We start from the raw sequence: 15181 nt of genomic DNA on the forward strand, positions 1-15181 counted from the left end.
TATTGATAATATTTGAGTGGATTTTATTTGAAAGTTAAGAGTTAAAAATAGATGACAGTTCGAGATGTGCTAGTTAATGTAATCGCTGGTAAAAAAGGGGAAACTGGTTCAAAATCGTGTTGAATTTGTACCTGTACAACTCTACCTGCGCTTTGATCTTTTAGTTGATTCGCGTCCTCTTCCCATGTGGTAATCACTCGAATTTGTTCCAGTGGTTGCGCTCTAAGTAATACGTGAGCCTCTATTTTCTCATCGGTAGTTGGTGAATCTCCAACTCTGCGCAAATCATCACCAGCTTCAGCACCTCTGACTACAGCATAGCGCACGCCCTCCCTAGCTGCATGTGCAACAGCGCCATAGGCGAATATCATCCTAGCACCATCGAGAATAGCGAATAGAAGGAGAAAGAATATTGGTGCAACAATAGCTGCTTCCACAGCTGCTACACCTTTTTGGTATTTGCTGGGCTTTGTATTAAACAGCGGACTAGAGTACTTAAATATTTTCATGATTATTGTGCCCTTATGGTCGCTGTCCTGCTAATTACAAGTTGATTAGGTATAAGAGGATAGGAAGTTGCTGTGCGGAAGTCGCGAGTGGCAGTGACTTCTACAAATATCTCAAGTTGACCTGAGCATAAGTTACTCGTGCAAAATACTTCGTTACTGCTTCCTGGGCACTTGCAGATACGCCTTGAACTTACTGTGACAGGATCCGAGTTAAAAGCATCACTGATGAGGTCACTAGCTTCCGATAATGCTGAGGCTTTGATTCCTGATGAATCAATGACTAGGTTGGTACTTTGCGCTCCGTATCCAGCGGCTGCTCGGGCAGCATTGGTAGTAGTAATCGATACATACATCACACGCCCAAAATCGATCACTACCAGCATGAAAAAAAAGAGGATAGGTAAAACAATGACGGCTTCAATAGCGGCAACCCCTTTTTGCTTAGTGACTCTCAAGTTAAGGTACTTGTTTATATCCATATATCACTCCTTATTCTACTAACGTAACCCGTTTGAGGGGAGAGCCACCTGAGCCTGTGAAATTGCTAATCTCCACCGTCGATCCACTCGAAATCTCTAAGAATTTTGAAACTAAGATAGTATCAGACGGGTTACCCGTTGAGTTACTGTGAAATTTTAAGTGCTGGTTTCCGACATATATAGCACCGGCAAGTGTTGCTGTTACACTACTATCTATTCTGTTTAGTGGGTAAGAGCCAGGATTATCCGAGGAGGGGGCGTCTCTGTCGGAGAAGAAGAGGATGCCATCTAGATCGTTAACACATTCACTGCCACTGGTACCGCCATTACAAAGAGGGGCGGAAAAGTTAACTTCAGCGCTTGAATTGATATCCAGAGTCCAGAACCACTCTTTGCCTTTTTCGGGATCATGATCTGAATTTGAATCATCACAGGCCCAATAACAGGTGTTATAAAAAGAAACGCCGGTACCGTTAGCTTCAGAATCTGCACCTTCAACTCTTAATCCACCACCGCGAAGCACGTATAAGGCAGGAGTACCAGGAGTACCAGAAGTAAAGTTAACAGTGCCTTTTTTTACGAGAATTCCACCACAGTAAGTACCTGGACTTAATGTTACTGTGCCAGTGGTATCTATGGTGTATGGCTCATAGGGGCCGCCAGGGTCTTTCTCTTTGCCGCTACATCCACTTGCGTTACAACTCTCATCAGGTGGACATGCGCCAGAGGTCCTATCTACTGTAGGCGGGATTAAACTAGCCAAAGGATCGGGGGCGGGTAAGGGAGATTCTTCTGGTGGTAATCCCATACCGCTAAGAGGGCAATCACCATCGTTGTCACACTGATAGGCATCGCCGCCTAAATCGCAAGTTTGTCCGGTGGTATAGCCTCCAACAACAGTGATCATACCCGCTTTCACACAAGCGCCACTCTCAACCACACTGGCTGCACCGCTATCATCAGAGTTAACCCAGATGCCACAACGTGCGTCGAGTACCGAGTCACTAGTGACTTCAAAGGCTTTTTTTTGCTCATTGTCGAGTACATATACGCAGTTGATTCCGCTAGCTGTATTACCATTAGCTACTGCCCTGACTTTGTAAGGGATAGAGTCTATGTTGAGTATTTGTGAGAAAAAGGTCAGGGTTGGTTGGGTGATGATAACTTCAACTGAAAAGGGATCATCGAAGTAGAAGCCTGATAATGGCGGGTGGTTAATCTCTACGTCAATGCCATCATCGCCATGGGTGAAGCCATTGACTATGGCTTCTGCGTTAGCTGCCGTGATAATAGTGGGGTGGTCGCGACCATAAAATTTTTCGAAGGCACCTGCTAAGGCGGCTGCATCTGCGGCAGTTTGGGCCCGGCGGTAATCGGAATAAACTTTTCCTGAGTCTAAGGCTAAGCCAGCCATTGCGATTAAGGCGAGCAAAGACACCACAGCTAATGGCGCGATAATGCCTTTCATCTTTCGGCTTAAAGAGCTTATCCCTACCATAAAAGCACCCTAATTAGTTCTTGTTAGCAATCCCTCAATTAAGTCTAGTCGCGAAGATCTTGTTCATCAAATGTGAAAGTAAGCAGGCTAATTATTTAATTAGCCTGCAGTCATTAAGGAATACTTACTATTAGCGCATTATTATCGAGTAAGTCTTGGATAATGGCTTGATTACCTAATCCTGTTAAACTGGTCCCTTCCAGCAGAATGGTTATGGTGTCGGTGCCAGAGCCATCACCATCAAGATCTATAGTGATGGTCGTATCACCACCTGAAACATCGAAAGATAAATAATCAACCAAGTCTAGTGCATTATTTGTTTCACCAGAAAGAAGATCGGAAAGGTCGAGTACGTCCTCGGAAACGTCGAAGTCGAGAATAGTGTCGTTTTCGCCATTGATGGAATCAGTATTCCAGATAAAGGTGTCATCTCCTGCTCCACCATGCATGATGTCGTCACCTCTACCACCAGTTAATTCATCGATACCATCACCGCCATACATGATATCGCTACCATTGCCACCAAGAAGCTGATCATTTCCACCTTGACCAAATAAGATATTGTCACCGTCACCTCCAGTAAGGATATCATCACCGTCGTTTGCTCCAGATACATCAAAGTCACTAGCATTTGCAGATACATAAGCATGAACTTCATAAATTGATATATCTCCATCTGAATTCAAGTCACTACCCGATTGAAGGTCTACATATTCGACAAGTGCATCAAACCCTTCTTCATCTATACCGTCAAACTCGATCAAGTCACCAAAGATGATATCGTTACCGTTGCCAGCATTAAGATCATCATCACCGGGCAACAAGGCTGTTTGTAAGATGGCATCTGCTAAGTTATCAACATCGACATTAGTTAATGGAGTGCCATTGGAATCGAATTGATCAAGTATATAATCTGGGTCATTAGGGTTAAATGCATTTCCAAGGCCTATTGCTTGGACGTAAGTCAGGTTTTCAAAGGTGAGCAATGCAAACGCTGCAACGGCAGCAAGGTAAGCTGCTTCATAGTTATTATCATCATCACCAGGTTTTGTGGGCTCACCATCAGTAACGAAGAAAGTGTAATTCATCCCTATGTTTGTTGAAGCCAATCCAGAAGTAAACCAAGTGGTCGCAAGGTTAAATGCGGCTTCATAATTTGTCCAACCATCACTATTCATATCTTTTAGAGCTGCCTGAATGATACTTGCATCTAAATTTGATAAATTAATATTTAGAAGAATTTCAGCACCGGTATTGAAGTCTATTACTAAGATATTTACGACTCCGGGATTACCTTGACCAATGGTAGATATCAACTGGTTTAACACATTTGTTATCTGGGTTCTGGCGGTATCTACTGCGCTCCCCATACTACCTGACGTATCAATAATAAAGGCGATATTGTAGTTTTGACCAGGGCCGAAGCCTGTAGTATCACCTATGAGCACGTCATGGGCATTGCCTGTTTCGACTGTGGTGTCATCTTCTGGTCCAAATGTCTCTTCGGAATAGACCTCAAAGTACACAGTTGCAGTATCTGTTCCTCCATTGCCATCGTCTAGGGTGTAGGTAAAGCTGGTTGGCGCATCTTCTGTGCCATCGTGATCAAAAGTAAAGCTACCATCCTCATTAATAAATAAAGTGCCACCGGTTATATCAACTTCGGCATCACCATTATTATCAAACACTACTGCGACACCATTTATGTGGGTGATTAGTAGAATATCACTAACATCAGCATCGCTATCAATACCGTTACCCGTATCATCAGTGATTATATTACCGCTGACAGAGTCATCTTCATCAACATGATAAATGTTATTTCTGGCATCAGGAATTAGGTTTGCAGGCTCTAGAGTGATGGTGAAATGTCCATCATTTTCAGGAGTAAAAATGACTGCATCCCCATCGTTATCGGTAGCACCGTAAGCAAACTCTAAATCAATTGGCGCATTGAAAAGGGTATCTACTGAGGATAGGCCTGTGATTTGGAAATCATTCCCACTGACATGGAATATCTCAATAGACATAATAGATAACCCACTTGTGGCTAACTGTTCAATGGTTAGAGTTCCATTGATGGTAGCATTGAAAACTTGGGTAGAGTTATCTGAGTAAGTCACAATATACTGAATATCTGTGGTTCCAGTGTGATTACCGTTGTTGTTAGTCCCTAGGCTAATGGCCGCAAGTGATGTTCCATCAACGCCATATACAAATTTGATTGCTTCTCCTGTGAAAATCGAAGTCTGAGGTCCAACTCCAATACCGTGTGCATTAGAGTTGATTGAAGAGGTTGAGCCGTTGAAGGTACCTGTGATGGTTGCGATAACCATAGCAGCTTGATCATCTTGAGCGTAAATGGCGCCATCAGTGTCAACATAGTAGGCGGCATTATTGCCCGCTGGAGCGCTTCCTAAATCGTAATCAATTACGACTTCAACGTCTATTTCATCAAGTAATGTGAATTTATAGTCATAATGGCCTGTTCCATCAGGTATAGCCTGTAGAGTAAATACAGCTGTGTTACCAGCCATTGCGGTCAGTGTGTCACCGTTCATAGTATAAGTTAGGTCTATACCATTAGATTGCAAACCTTGAGTAATGACCTGAAAATCTACGCTACCAAAGCCATCGGCTCCTGGGTCGAATAGATCACCAGTGATAAATTCATCGATAGTATGAGGCATGCTAGGTGTTGCTGATTCATCGACTTCATCGAGAGGTGCATCATCTTCAATTTTTACATTGAGAATTATATCGGCATTACCTCCATTTTGATCATCTACAATGACTGTAAAATCAATAGAAAGAACGTCTTCATCATTGTTTACTGGGTGATCTACTGGGGCAAGTAGGGTAACGGTATAATTTACCGTGAAATCTGGAGCTGTACCACTGACAGAGCCAAACTGTATTGTCATTACTGTTGTTAGTCCTGCAGTACCTGTGAGCGTGTTCCCGGCCCAATCCCAAGTGATAGGAACACCTCCCGAAGAGTAGGCACTGATGTTCAAATCATCAATTGAAATTGAAAAGCTTGTGCTATCTACATCTGTAAAGTTGAGACTTCCTATGAAAGTCACAGAGTCCGTGGTGTCGTCAGGCGGAAGCGGGCCGTCCATTATACCATTTTGTAATCCCTCCTCAGAAACTGCGCCAGACTCAATACTGATAATCTCAGGATCATCATTGACAGGGTCGGTGGTAATGGTAACCGTGGCGGTATCGGTATCTACGCCGTCACTTAAGGTGTAGTCAAAGGTTGGCGGGGTTACTGCCGGATCACTGCCATCATGTTGATACTCAAAGCTACCGTCGGCTTTGATACGTAAGGTGCCGTTACCGACAGTAAAGTCCTGACTCCAGCCATCGAGGTCAAAGACCAGATTAATGCCATTAACCTGAGTGACGGTGAGTGTGCCACCGTCACCGCCGTCACTGTCTTGCAGGCCATCATTGTTATCAATGTGGCTGATAACATTACCCCCAAGCAATGCGCCCTCGTTGACACTGAAACTGTCATCTTCGGCAAAGGGACCATCGTTGACTGGATTGGTGGTAATGGTAACTGTGGCGGTATCGGTATCTGCCCCGTCACTTAAGGTGTAGTCAAAGGTTGGCGGGGTTACTGCTGGATCGCTGCCATCATGTTGATACTCAAAGCTACCGTCAGCTTTGATACGTAAGGTGCCGTTACCGACAGTAAAGTCCTGACTCCAGCCATCGAGGTCAAAGACCAGATTAATGCCATTAACCTGAGTGACGGTGAGTGTGCCACCGTCACCGCCGTCACTGTCTTGCAGGCCATCATTGTTATCAATGTGGCTGATAACATTACCCCCAAGCAATGCGCCCTCGTTGACACTGAAACTGTCATCTTCGGCAAAGGGATCATCATTGACAGGGTCGGTGGTAATGGTAACCGTGGCGGTATCGGTATCTGCGCCGTCACTTAAGGTGTAGTCAAAGGTTGGCGGGGTTACTGCTGGATCGCTGCCATCATGTTGATACTCAAAGCTACCGTCAGCTTTGATACGTAAGGTGCCGTTACCGACAGTAAAGTCCTGACTCCAGCCATCGAGGTCAAAGACCAGATTAATGCCATTCACCTGAGTGACGGTGAGTGTGGCACCGTCACCGCCGTCACTGTCTTGCAGGCCATCATTGTTATCAATGTGGCTGATAACATTGCCCCCAAGCAATGCGCCCTCGTTGACACTGAAACTGTCGTCTTCGGCAAAGGGACCATCGTTGACTGGATTGGTGGTAATGGTAACTGTGGCGGTATCGGTATCTGCGCCGTCACTTAAGGTGTAGTCAAAGGTTGGCGGGGTTACTGCTGGATCGCTACCATCATGTTGATACTCAAAGCTACCGTCAGCTTTGATACGTAAGGTGCCGTTACCGACAGTAAAGTCCTGACTCCAGCCATCAAGGTCAAAGACCAGATTAATGCCATTAACCTGAGTGACGGTGAGTGTGCCACCGTCACCGCCGTCACTGTCTTGCAGGCCATCATTGTTATCAATGTGGCTGATAACATTGCCCCCAAGCAATGCGCCCTCGTTGACACTGAAACTGTCATCTTCGGCAAAGGGACCATCGTTGACTGGATTGGTGGTAATGGTAACTGTGGCTGTATCGGTATCTGCGCCGTCACTTAAGGTGTAGTCAAAGGTTGGCGGGGTTACTGCTGGATCGCTGCCATCATGTTGATACTCAAAGCTACCGTCAGCTTTGATACGTAAGGTGCCGTTACCGACAGTAAAGTCCTGACTCCAGCCATCGAGGTCAAAGACCAAATTAATGCCATTAACCTGAGTGACGGTGAGTGTGCCACCGTCACCGCCGTCACTGTCTTGCAGGCCATCATTGTTATCAATGTGGCTGATAACATTGCCCCCAAGTAATGCGCCCTCGTTGACACTGAAGCTGTCATCTTCGGCAAAAGGACCATCGTTGACTGGATTGGTGGTAATGGTAACTGTGGCGGTATCGGTATCTGCGCCGTCACTTAAGGTGTAGTCAAAGGTTGGCGGGGTTACTGCCGGATCACTGCCATCATGTTGATACTCAAAGCTACCGTCAGCTTTGATACGTAAGGTGCCGTTACCGACAGTAAAGTCCTGACTCCAGCCATCGAGGTCAAAGACCAAATTAATGCCATTAACCTGAGTGACGGTGAGTGTACCACCGTCACCGCCGTCACTGTCTTGCAGGCCATCATTGTTATCAATGTGGCTGATAACATTGCCCCCAAGCAATGCGCCCTCGTTGACACTGAAACTGTCGTCTTCGGCAAAGGGACCATCGTTGACTGGATTGGTGGTAATGGTAACTGTGGCGGTATCGGTATCTGCGCCGTCGCTTAAGGTGTAGTCAAAGCTAGGCGGGATTTCATCCGGATCGCTGCCATCATGTTGATACTCGAAGCTACCGTCAGCTTTGATACGTAAGGTGCCGTTACCGACAGTAAAGTCCTGACTCCAGCCATCAAGATCAAAGACCAAATTAATGCCATTCACCTGAGTGACGGTGAGTGTGCCACCGTCACCGCCGTCACTGTCTTGCAGGCCATCATTGTTATCAATGTGGCTGATAACATTGCCCCCAAGCAATGCGCCCTCGTTGACACTGAAACTGTCGTCTTCAGCAAAGGGACCATCGTTGACATTGCTAATATTGAGGAACACAGTGGCCGTATCTGAGCCTCCTAGGCCATCATTTATTGTATAAGTGAAACTTGTTTCGGCAGGCTCTTCACCATTATGCGAGTAGGTAAAACTACCATCTTGGTTGATGGTTAAACTACCATCTCCAATAGGTATTATAGCTACCCCGTTAGTAAAGGTTACCGCGATACCATTGATATGTGTGATGTTAAGTGGGCCGCCGTCTATATCGCTATCGACACCTGAACCTGTGTTATCTGTGATGATATTACCGCTGGTCAAGCCCCCTTCAAGAAGGTTATAGCTATTATTTAATGCATCGGGGGCATCATTAACAGGATCAACAATGATGGTTAGTGTTGCACTAGCGCCAGTATTTGTGGTGTAAGTAACGATAGGCACATTACCGTTAAAATTAGCATCAGGTGTGAAGGTATAGGTACCATCACTATTAAGCGTTAAAGTACCGTCTTCTAAATCTACTGTGCTACCAGCATCGTATGTATTGCCCTCAACATTGAAGGTTGCAACGGTTAATACATCATCAGTATCACTGTCATTATCTAATACATTCCCCGTTGCAACAGTATCTTCATCAATGGTGTTAAAATCATCGACGATAATTGAAGCCTCATTGGTTCCAACTATATTAATGGTTACAACTTGGGTATCGATTGCACCGAATTCATCGGTCACTGTGACCAAGAACTGTTCCTGTACAACTTCCCCTTCAGTTAAGCTGTCTGCAGCCTGATTATCTAATGTGTAAACCCATTGACCAGTATCAGGATCTATTGCGAAGCTACCATAAAATGAATCTGCACTACCGCTCCAAGCTAGGATGGCTCCGTTATCGACATCAGTAGCCGTTAACGTGCCTGTAGTACTTTGAATTGTTGTGAGAGGCTCGTTTGATTCCAGTTCGCTAACGCTACCAGTAGCATCAGTCTCTGAGGATGTAATAACCGGAGAATCGTTGGTTCCTTGTACTGTGATAGTGATCTGTTGTGTGGTTGATGCGCCAAGTTCATCGGTAACAGTTACAATGAAAATTTCTTCAACTGAAGTTCCTTCGGCTAAGCTATCAGCCAAAGAGTTATCTAAGCTGTAGCTCCATTCGCCACTTACTGGATCGATAGTTAAGCTACCAAAATTACCTGTCGAATCTCCGCTCCAGGTTAAAATTGAACCATTATCGACATCTGTGGCTGCTAAGCTGCCAGTCGCAATGGTAATGCCTGGAACGACAGTGCCGTCATCTTCATTCCCTGCTTCAATTACCAAGCCTTCGTCACCAGGTAAAATAGGACCGTCTGGACCATCGGGGTCAACTACCACTACCACAGGTTCATCGTTTGTACCTGTAATCGTAATAGAGAGAGTGACTAAAACGGTATCGCCATCGGCATCCGTAAGCTGATAGGTAAATGTTTCAGTAACTTGCTCCCCTTCAGCGAGTGCTTGCACATTATCTAATGAGTTATCTAACTGATAGGTATAACTACCATCTGAAGATATTTGCAGAAGTCCAAAATCACCGGAAATATCAGCTGTTTGCAGCACTGCTATAGTGGTTCCGGCGGAATTCGATATTTGAGAAACTAATGCTGAGTCGGCTCCTTGGGTATCATTAGCAATCACATTACCTGCAATCGATACTTCACCATCCTCTGCAACGCTATTTGTGTCAGCTACACCGTTTGGATTATCGTCGACTATGTTTACTGTGATTGTGGAAGCGTTTGTATTACCTAGAAGATCTGTTACAAGCGCTGTAAATGTTTGAGAAACTATGTCTGAAACTGAATTATCTACAGCTGAGTTGAGAGTGAAGTTATAGCTAAGAGTACCGCTTACAGGATCAAAGTTTGTTAGAGTGAGAATGCCGCTAGCAGTTGTTATTGCTATTGGGCCAATAAATAAGCCTCCGGTAAATATATCAATACCATTAATTGTTAGGCTAGCAACACCTGCTTGTGCGTCAACTTGTAGACTATTCGACTGAGTAATTGCTGTGGCTAGCGGGCTTGAACCTTGCAATAAATTAGCTTCGAGTAAAGTCACACTGCTCGCGCCTATAGTGGGCAAGGCTGCTTCTTCTTCTGTCAGAATTAGGGGATCTTCGCTAGCAGTGGGTGCTGCCGCGAACCCCTCGGTATCATGACCTGCACCAGCAAGAGTTTCATCCCCTGAACGACCGAGAGTAATAAAGCCTGATCCTCCCTCATTACCTGCACCACCGGCTACGGTACCGGCTGCGGTTGCTGGAAGGCCTGCTGTTGGATCTTCACCCGCTAAAATCTGAGCCTGTAAGGCCGCGATTTCAGCAATATCAGATACCGGCGCTGTAGCTAACTCTGGGGTGGCTGATATTTCAGGAGTTGCTCCAAGGGAGCTATCGGGTATCGGCTCTGCAAGATTTGTCTCAGTGATGACTGTGCCGTCAGCCATCTGTAGTATGAATTGAGAGCTTGGTGAGAAGATTAGTTGTTCGCCGTCTTTAATAAGATCGCCAATGGTTATATCTCTGATATTACCTTGATCATCTTTGGCCTTTAATTGACCCACCAGATTGGTGACGACCGCATCTTGTTTTGCTACTGAAACACCCATAATATTATCCCTGAGCTTATTCACTCATTAGGTAAGCAGTAAATTTATTGACCCAAAAAAGATTTCTGCTATTAAACATCTTGAATTTAGTTTGGCTTTAATTGACGCTGAGTCAAATTAATGACATTGGGCTGTAAGTGGCATGGATATAGGGTTTGATATACTTTTTGTAGAAAAGTAACAATTATTCAGCTGTTTGTAGCTAGCTAGAATGGAAAATAGCTGCTACTAAATAAAAAAACCACCTATTAGGTGGCTTTCTTAGTTAATAATCGTATAAAAACTAACCGGCGATAGCGGCTTGACGGTAACTCTGAAGAGCATTATTTTGTTCGCCTAGGTGTTCATGTGTTTCACCTAGAGCCAGCCAATTGTCTTTATTTGGTTGCTGATGACAGACCTTTGTCCAGTAGGACATAGCTTGACGATAATCTTTATTTTGCAGATGAAGCTTAGCTAAAAGCTTTTGAAAATTGAGCTGTTCACCGTACTTTTTCTCCAGTGAAAATATCTGCTTTCTTTCTTCAATATCTGAGGGGGTCAATACGTCGGCAAGCGCAGAGGAAATATCTGTAGACAGATCACTCTTGAGCTTTTTCATTAAGAGTTTTTTAGCTTCAGCTTCGCGCTTAAACTTATTTAGACCAATGCAGTAACTTGCTAGATATTTAGACTCTTTGCGTTCTGCTCGGCTTAACCAATGCCAAACTTTTTCGAGCTCTTGTTCATTGTTAGTCTGAGCCTGAAGTAGCAAGGAGTTATTGGTCTTTATGGTGAGTTGATCAAGTTCCTCTACGCTGAGTACTTGTCGTTTTCTAGCTATTGGCAATAGCAGCTTCAGTGCATACCAATCTGCTTGTGCTTGATACAACTCAATGGCCAACCTTAATATTGGCAACTTGCTCTTACTGGTTGGTGATAGCTTATCAAGCTCCATTCTGGCCTTGTCTAACTCTCCTTGTTGTAACAAGTAACGAGTACGACTTGTGCTGACGGCTTTAGCTGCTAAAGGTTCTAGCTCCGCTTTTAATAGGTATTGATCTCTGCTTTCTATATTATTTTGATGTTGTGCTGCTCTTGCGGCTGCTAGCAGATTAAGTGTTGGCAACTCACCTTTCTCTGCCCCCCTAACCATGGATTGCTCCGCTGAAGACCAATCTTCTTCAGCTAATGCTAGCGCGCCTAGCAGGGTGTGTTTTCGAGCGGCTTTCTTGCGCCATTTCTCAGGAAGTAGGCGACTGCTCATTATTAAGTTGATTAGAAAAACAAATAGCCACTCTGCAAGCTGAAGAAGCCCGTAAAATATGATCAGTGAGATAATGGCAAAGACTACACCTGTTTCTACTTCGTAATCCCAAATGGTGAAATAAAGATAACCGTTCATGCCCTCAAAGAAAGGGCTGATGCATAAGCCTAATAAGATAATCCCGAGATAGATCATGATTCTAATCATAGAGAACTATCCTCTGAAGCTAGCAGGTTACCGTGTACTACCAGCTGTTGAAGTAAGGCCGTAGAGTGAAAATGTTCCATTGTCGGAGTCTGTATTTCGAGTGTTTTCAATGCTTCTAGAGCAGATAAAGCTGCTTGTGTTTGTGGATCATTAAGATCAAAATATTGATAGATCCACTTTCTCGCTAGGGTGAGTGACTGACGATAGTTCACTTGATCTTGTCGATATAAAGCCAGCTGAGATTGAAGTAACTTATTGCGAATATTTTCAACTAGATACCACTGTTGATCCGGAGTGAGAATTGGCGTGATATCTGTGGTTCGTTTACGAACTACAACAAAATCATCCATTATAGACTGCCAAAATTTACCTAGGTTAGCTTGCCAATCATCGATAGATTCTGTCATTTCTGGAGCTTCTTTGCGATTGACTGCATTGGTAAGTTCTACTCGGTTTAAAGGTAACTGATGTAGATGCTCAATCATGCTATCTAAGGTCAATACAGTGCCGGTGATATCTGTACTTTTTATGGCTGAGACAGCGGAGATATCCTTTGCTAATGCCTTTCTTAGCGGTGTTAATGATGGGTCTTTCATTGATTCAATACGTGTGTCTGCAGCTTTCAGTAAACTTGCAGCCGTACTTGGATCTTTTTCAAGCCAAAGCTTGTTACCTGCCATTCTGACTAAATATTTCGCTTCTTCAGCCATCCAGTGATTAGGATTACGCAAAGCAAGCTTAGCAACACGCTCATTTAATTGAACTTGATTAGCTGCAATTTGATCGATTCCTGAATGAGTACTGCTAGCTAATTCTTGTTGTTGTTTAGCGAGCCTTGAAATCTGCCTGTTTGGTTCATTTAAGGCCTGTTTTAGCTCGACAGATAAGGCCGACGCCTTTTCTTTTTGTGCCGTTAGTTCTTGATATAGGTAGTAGCCGCCACCACATGTGGTAAAGGTGAGCAGTAGGAGGAAAACAAAATTAAACAAGAATCCCCAAGATACACCAGAAGACCCAGCTTTTATTTCAGGTTTGGTTTTTGTTTTAGGTGCTTCTTTATTTGAGGCGTCCAGCGTTTTGGGCGATCGAGAGTTTGTTTGCTCGGCTTCTTGTGGAATCGTTTCAGCTTGTGCGTCTATTTTCGCTTCTACAGCGTTCTCATCTAAATCTTTCTTATCCATTAACAAGTCCTTGAAAGCGATACAGCAAAAAATGACGAGTTAGAACGTTATAAGCCTAAGGCTGAAAGTATGGCTTTGCAATTGGCAGCTTTTGCGTTAGTGACATGCTGCAATCCATAAGCAAAGGCTTGTTCCTGTACTCGTGAGCTAGGGACTATGATATGACATGCGCGCAGCCATGCAAATAACTCTTTTGGTACAAGTTTAATCAAATTGTCTAAAATCTCGCCGCTGGTGACTATGATGGTGTCTATTTCGGCCTGTTGCCATGCTATAGCGGTACTGTCTTTTGGAAGTTCAGGGCAGCCCCTGCGATAGACTTCCCAATAGCTGACCTGTCCACCTCTGCTTGCCAGAGTCGTCGCTAAAACTTCTCGTCCTCCAACGCCTCTAACAATCACAATTTTCTTGCCTGAAAGATTTTGTAGCTGAGGGAGCGTGAGTAGTCCTTCTGTTTGCTGACAGTTTTGCGGGGCTTCTTGCGCCGTAATGCCTAAATGCGTAAGCGCGTTAAATGTTGCTTCTCCCACTGCGTAATATTCAGCTTTTGCAGGCCAAGCTATGTGTGGATGAGAAGCATCAATTGCATTTGCTGCAAATTTTACGGCATTTGTACTGATAAAAATGATGATGTCAGCGTGGTTAATTTGATCAATATATTGATTTTGATGTGTAGCTGGAGCCGGAGTTACATGGAGTAAAGGCGTGACAATATGCGAGACACTCTTTAAATTGAGCGCCTCGATCATTAACTGATTACGCCCCTCGGGGCGTGTTAGCAGTATTTTCATTGGATAGGGCTATTGAGCAATTTACTTAATGTAAACAGCATCAAGAATTTCCTTGGCACCCTTATTTAGCAGATCTTTTGCTAATGCAATGCCCAGTTCTTTGGCATCTGTTTTAGGTCCAACAGTGGTGCCTACAAGAATTTTACTACCATCTGGATTACCCACTAAACCGCGTAAGGTTAATGTGTCACCGTCGATTTCAGCATAGGCACCAATAGGGACTTGGCATCCGCCTTCAAGATGGGTATTCATCGCGCGCTCTGCAATCACTCGGTAACGGGTTTCAGTATGCTCAAGCGGAGCCAATAAGGCTTTTACTCGTGCATCATCGATGCGGCACTCAATACCGACAGCACCTTGGCCGTTGGCTGGAAGCGAATCTTCAGTAGAGATGAAGCTAGTGATGCGCTCTTCAAGCTTTAAGCGCTTAAGACCTGCCGCAGCAAGAATGATAGCATCGTAATTGCCTGCATCTAGTTTACCTAGTCTAGTGCCTACGTTGCCGCGAAGATCACGAATTTCAAGGTCGGGACGAAGTCCACGGATCTGACATTGGCGTCTTAGGCTTGATGTACCAACGATGGCGCCTTGAGGCAGATCACTGATCGATTTATAGCTATTTGAAACAAATGCATCACGTGGATCTTCACGCTCACAAATGATTTCAAGACCTAAGCCTTCTGGAAAATCTACCGGCACATCTTTCATTGAATGAACGGCAATATCGGCTCTGTCTTCAAGCATCGCGACTTCTAGTTCTTTAACAAACAGGCCTTTTCCACCTACTTTTGCCAATGGCGTATCTAGAATGATGTCACCTTTAGTACTCATTGGGAGAAGTTCAACAGTTAAGTCTGCGTGAAACTTTTCAAGTTCAGCTTTTACAAATTCTGCTTGCCAAAGTGCAAGTGGGCTTTTACGTGTTGCAATGCGAATGACATTTTGAGACATGCTCGATATTCCATCAGAGGCCTTAGTTGCA

8 protein-coding genes are annotated in these 15181 nt (G+C 44.4%); all 8 read right to left on the minus strand.

The annotated features are described in order from the left end of the window. Window positions 1–41: 41 nt before the first annotated feature. Entirely contained in the window at window positions 42–509 is a 468-nt protein-coding gene (locus FM038_RS02445; protein ID WP_142871792.1) for a TadE family protein, read from the minus strand. 2 nt (window positions 510–511) lie between these two features. Further along, on the minus strand, window positions 512–988 hold the full coding sequence (locus FM038_RS02450; RefSeq protein WP_142871793.1) for a TadE family protein: 477 nt from the start codon (window positions 986–988) through the stop codon (window positions 512–514). A 10-nt stretch (window positions 989–998) separates the two neighbouring features. Further along, entirely contained in the window at window positions 999–2486 is a 1488-nt protein-coding gene (locus tag FM038_RS02455; protein ID WP_195873194.1) for a pilus assembly protein TadG-related protein, read from the minus strand. Between the two features lie 113 nt (window positions 2487–2599). Continuing rightward, window positions 2600–10774 carry a retention module-containing protein gene (locus tag FM038_RS02460; RefSeq protein WP_142871796.1) on the minus strand — a complete coding sequence of 2725 codons (8175 nt, stop codon included), beginning with the start codon at window positions 10772–10774 and terminating at the stop codon, window positions 2600–2602. 283 nt (window positions 10775–11057) lie between these two features. Then, window positions 11058–12227, minus strand: coding sequence for a heme biosynthesis HemY N-terminal domain-containing protein (locus tag FM038_RS02465; protein ID WP_142871797.1), 1170 nt, complete (start codon window positions 12225–12227; stop codon window positions 11058–11060). Then, on the minus strand, window positions 12224–13408 hold the full coding sequence (locus FM038_RS02470; RefSeq protein WP_142871798.1) for a uroporphyrinogen-III C-methyltransferase: 1185 nt from the start codon (window positions 13406–13408) through the stop codon (window positions 12224–12226). Before FM038_RS02470 ends, FM038_RS02465 begins: the two co-directional genes overlap by 4 nt. A 47-nt stretch (window positions 13409–13455) precedes the next feature. After that, window positions 13456–14199 carry a uroporphyrinogen-III synthase gene (locus FM038_RS02475; protein ID WP_142871799.1) on the minus strand — a complete coding sequence of 248 codons (744 nt, stop codon included), beginning with the start codon at window positions 14197–14199 and terminating at the stop codon, window positions 13456–13458. A gap of 21 nt (window positions 14200–14220) precedes the next feature. Further along, window positions 14221–15150: a hydroxymethylbilane synthase gene (gene hemC / locus FM038_RS02480; protein WP_142871800.1), complete on the minus strand. Its 930-nt coding sequence runs from the start codon at window positions 15148–15150 to the stop codon at window positions 14221–14223. Between the last annotated feature and the right edge of the window lie 31 nt (window positions 15151–15181).

This window comes from Shewanella eurypsychrophilus (genome assembly GCF_007004545.3).
Lineage (GTDB): Bacteria > Pseudomonadota > Gammaproteobacteria > Enterobacterales > Shewanellaceae > Shewanella > Shewanella eurypsychrophilus.